The sequence below is a fragment of the aff. Roholtiella sp. LEGE 12411 genome (genome assembly GCF_015206995.1).
In the GTDB taxonomy this organism is placed as follows: domain Bacteria; phylum Cyanobacteriota; class Cyanobacteriia; order Cyanobacteriales; family Nostocaceae; genus Komarekiella.
Map to the genome: position 1 here is coordinate 1 of NZ_JADEXR010000261.1, position 4,399 is coordinate 4,399.

A 4,399-nucleotide genomic window follows, 5' to 3' on the forward strand; every position below is an offset into this window, starting at 1 on the left:
TTATTAACCGCCGTCGGTACGCCGGAGGTTATAAAAAACGCCTGTGGAGAACTCGTCAGTCCAGAAGTAATTCCGGCAGAGATCGTTGAAGCAGGAATCACGCGACTTTCAGTCGTGTGAGGTTCAAAGCTCAAATAATTACCTAGCTGGGATTTCTAGCAATTTTTCGGAGAACTCTTGAGTACAAAGTGCTTCCAGAATTCTCTTTTTAGTCCAAGAAGGCTTATATATAATCTCCTTGCCATATTTCTCAATTATTTCTGATTTATCAAATTCATCTTGCAGCTTAGCCTTAGCCAATTCAATCGCATTTGCCCGATCGCCCTCAATAGCGATGATGGCTAATTCTTGCTTCTGGCTTTGGATGGATTCTAATATTTCAGGTGCGATTGCAACCTTGCCCACAAACTTATCAATTGGATGCCCCCAGGAAGTATCGCGATACTTCCTGGGACGACCGGATCTGCAATCTGGTGGCAATTTTGCTATCTCATCAATGTGGCCACTAAGCCAATCCTCCAGATGAAAACCGATCACCTTATCTAGAAATTGATTGGGCCGCTCGAAAATTACCCCAAAACTCCCCCCAAAATGGGCAACACTATACTTTGATTCCTCTACCCAGGCATAAATATATTTCTTGGCTTCTACTACCCAATACAGGCGATTTTCATAATAGGTTGTTTCCCAATCCCGCGATTCCCAATTGATTGATCCGGGATCTGATTTTGCCATCGGTACACCCACCCACAAATCACTAGTGGCATTTTGGAAATGTATGATTTCATCTTCAAAAACTTCTATTGGCTCGAGTTCTACAAATTTCAAGTAAGTAGTTTTTTTGTCGATCAATTTCCGAATCACGCGATCGCGGTAGGGAATTGTGAAAATAAATCCAGCGTGTATGCGGCGATCACTGCCCAAAAGTATCGTCGGTTTATAGGCTTGTTCGCTGCTGCGATAAAGCCGCATAAATAAATCATATCCACCCTCTTCATCAGAGAGATATCCGTGCAATTGCAGCTGCAAATTATCGGTATTCCACCGCACCAGCTTAAGCCTGTAATTTGGCAATTCATCAACTGCGGCGAGAAATTCATCAATCAGTTCTTCCGTGGATTTAGCTTTTTCTTCTTCAATTTGGGAATCAGATTTCCCTACAAAGTTTTTGAATTCCCAGTTTAGTCGCTGGGCATGTTCCATACAGATATCAGTTATATATTCGAGATTCGTCTTCTCGTCCGGCTTCTGATCCGGATCGTTTAGGGCAATAATCCACTCAGGATCAGCCCACCTTCTTTGATTCCGAGGAATTACTTTGATATCTTCAATCAAGCCATCATTAAAAGGAGCCTTCACTACAATACTGCTCCCCTTCACCCGAAGCTCTATTTGCTTTTTATTCATGATAAAATAATCCTTGTATTTCAATACAGTTGGGGTAGGAATTGCCCCAACTTTTTACTAGATGTGCGGTGGGTTTTTCTCAAGAATCACGATCGTTTTTCATAAACGATTATTAGTTTCCTCCCAGTATCGGTAGCTATTCACCACCCGCCAGAATTGCCTATCTTTTTTCATATCTGCACGGACTGCATTCCTATCACCCCGCGCCATCGCCCTTACCCATTCCCACAACTGGGACTTTTCAACCTCAATCCACTCGGCATGAGCAGTAACTTGATAATCTAGTTCATTTACTGGTATCAATGGCTTGTATCGCTGCCACCTGGACAGCATATTTTCTATTATCTCTTCCGGGACTCTATGAATATTTTGGCTACAACTCCCATTAGGATATAGCCCACCCTCACAATCTATTACCTGAGAAAAATATCCATATTTAGCAGCTAATATCAAATAATCAATATAAAACCGCTCCTCAATAAAAGTATTATGAACAGCTATTATCTGAGCACCGCCCTTCATTGCTAATTCAGTATCAGCAAAGCAAGCTTCATGAGCCGATGCTTGCTTATCAATTAAATAATTACCATCGGCATCATACACCCCATAATCATCCGCCGCATAATTATGATTGGGTGCGATCGCTCTGGCGGTTGCAGTTTTGCCGCTTCCTGGCAATCCGCGGATTATTACTAAAGTTTTTAAATGTGATTCCATATTCTTAAGCCCGAATGTGCGGCTCCCACATTGCCCAGTGTTGGGTCAATCCCTAATAGGGATTTTAAACCTTAACTTTCTTAATAGTGATACTCGCTGAACCATTTACTTCCTTTTTGTATCATTGGAATTATCCTTTGATTTTAATCTGCATACTTAAACTACAAAAGAAGCCGCACCATTTATTATGGACGAGAATTTGAATTAGAAGAAGCTTTTTGCTTTTTGCTTTTTCCTTCTTCTTCTTGAAGCCAAATGCGGGCTGACTCATCCCCCGCACAAGCTTGATTAATTAAATGTTGCTTGAGCTTTTCAGTCATTTTCATCTTTTTTGCTCCTTTTAATTTTCGCTTGCTCTTTATAATTCCAATAAATCTTTAATTACTTCTCTGGTGTCTTTTTTAATAAAATTACGGCTGGCTCTTGCCGCAATTCGTTTGAATTGACGCTTGGTTTTTCTGCTTGCTGCACCAGATAAGCAAGCATTTTTGTACCTCCGAATATCCCAATAGAATCGGGCGGAGATTGAACCAAGAACAGCAAACTTATTGAAGTTTTTATTCATTTTATTAGCCAAATAAATAGCTAATAAAAACTACCTCTACATCTAATTTGCATCATTTAAGTTTTACCTTACCTTTTTTTTATCTTGTTTTTCCGCGAGATCGCCCAAACTTGGGCTATCGCATCCAGCCATAAATTAGAAGAAGCGGACATGATTGAACAATAAGGCTTTTTCGACTACAGTCTCTTTGCGAAACTGCTCAGTCCCTTCAATAGGGACAAATTTCTCCACCTGCTTCTCAACAGAATCGCGTACAGAGTGCGCGAACAAAACCTTGATTTCAGAGGGCCACACTTTGGCAAGGAGCCAAGCAAAAGCAGGAGAGCCGCCAGGAAGAAGCGCCGCATCAAAACCTTTTGCAATTTGAACAAGCTCCTGTGCTTGCTGAGCTAATGCGTCCCAATCATCGGGAGTATTGGCTAAAAAACTAGCAAGCGCAGGAGCGATCGCCTTTAACTCTACAACCTCATTTCCTTCTAATTCTTTTTCTTGTTCGGGAGTTAGTTTATGTACTAAAATCTTCAAAATTCTCATCTCTGGCTCCTTGTCTCTACATTTTTGTTTATCTGTATCTACAATATCAGTTAATTACAGACTTGTCAACACATTTTTAGCATTTCTGTATTGACAAATAGTATATTAAAAGAAGATTTTGAGGAATAAAACTTATGGCTCGTATACAAAAACAATTTTCGATGGAATCAGATGAGCAAGCCAAAAGATTGGAAGATGTGGTAGAAAGGCTAGCTAGCATAGGTAATGGAAAAGAGAAAGAGTTAATGGGCAAGCCCACAATTAGCCGATTAGCCCAAGGGCTTGCTGATGGGTGGATTATTCCAAGCTGGAATGAGCCATCTGATATATATAAGCCAATTATTCAATTAATCAATCAAAAGCAATCATTCCGTATTCAATATGAGGATGTAGCAGGTAAAATTTGGGGCTACACCGTGCGCTATGCCAAGATTGTAGAGCGGATGTATAAAATGGGGCATATTCGCCCTTATTTAGATTGCTGGTGTGATGAAGGCGCAGGCAATCAAGAAATTCCTGAATTATCACATAATTGGAGCTTGCGATTAAATGCTCAAAAATATACTTCGGCAATGATTACACCGATCGCTGCTGATTGGCGCACTCAAGGGCGCGATTCGGTTGATATCGAAATAGAGCTTAGTGGAGGTTTGGCTTGGGGTTATGAAGGGAACCCAGATGATATTGCTGATTCTGGCATTGGGAAAACACGCCAAATTACTCGTCATAGCGAAAGTACTTACTGGCTGCTGCGAGAACTAGCGCCACATATTGTCTGCCATCCTGGCAGTGTAAAAATTTTGGAGCCTGATTCTCTGCGATCGCGCCTGGCTCAAATAAAGTTATGAAATAGCATTACATCAGCGATTTTAGTGAGACCTACCAAGTTCACGATCGCATTCGGGAATTATTGCAGCAGAAGTTGAAGATTTAGCTGAAGGAAACGAACTTAAGCGCATAGGGTGATATCTGCGCTCGATTGCTGCTGTTTGCGTACCCACAGATCAATCAGCTGTTGCCGACGGGAGCAATATCTCGTGAAACTGGCGCTTCAAGTGAAGGCGGAAAATTAAACAAATCCACTCGTGTAGCCCTGACGAACTGAAAGATCGCTTCGCTCGATTAGGCGGTGGCTCTTACGGGCAGAAAAATTGTCGTGAGGATAACTAGTTCTCG

General features: G+C 41.4%; 6 protein-coding genes. 1 reads left to right on the forward strand and 5 read right to left on the reverse strand.

The features are described from left to right. Positions 1-138 precede the first annotated feature (138 nt). The 5 genes from IQ246_RS28980 to IQ246_RS29000 all read right to left on the reverse strand — a co-directional run bounded on the left by IQ246_RS28980 (position 139) and on the right by IQ246_RS29000 (position 3,223). Positions 139-1,407, reverse strand: a complete 1,269-nt coding sequence (locus IQ246_RS28980; RefSeq protein ID WP_194006736.1) for a hypothetical protein — start codon at positions 1,405-1,407, stop codon at positions 139-141. A 99-nt stretch (positions 1,408-1,506) separates the two neighbouring features. Continuing rightward, complete coding sequence (locus IQ246_RS28985; RefSeq protein ID WP_194006737.1) at positions 1,507-2,124, reverse strand: ATP-binding protein; 618 nt, start codon at positions 2,122-2,124, stop codon at positions 1,507-1,509. Positions 2,125-2,309: 185 nt separating this feature from the next. Then, positions 2,310-2,450 carry a hypothetical protein gene (locus tag IQ246_RS28990; RefSeq protein ID WP_194006738.1) on the reverse strand — a complete coding sequence of 47 codons (141 nt, stop codon included), beginning with the start codon at positions 2,448-2,450 and terminating at the stop codon, positions 2,310-2,312. A 32-nt stretch (positions 2,451-2,482) separates the two neighbouring features. Beyond that, positions 2,483-2,689, reverse strand: a complete 207-nt coding sequence (locus IQ246_RS28995; protein WP_194006739.1) for a hypothetical protein — start codon at positions 2,687-2,689, stop codon at positions 2,483-2,485. 135 nt (positions 2,690-2,824) lie between these two features. Beyond that, on the reverse strand, positions 2,825-3,223 hold the full coding sequence (locus IQ246_RS29000; RefSeq protein ID WP_194006740.1) for a hypothetical protein: 399 nt from the start codon (positions 3,221-3,223) through the stop codon (positions 2,825-2,827). Positions 3,224-3,357: 134 nt separating this feature from the next. Here IQ246_RS29000 and IQ246_RS29005 point away from each other — a divergent pair, with 134 nt between their 5' ends. Next, complete coding sequence (locus tag IQ246_RS29005) at positions 3,358-4,071, forward strand: hypothetical protein (RefSeq protein WP_194006741.1); 714 nt, start codon at positions 3,358-3,360, stop codon at positions 4,069-4,071. Positions 4,072-4,399: the final 328 nt, after the last annotated feature.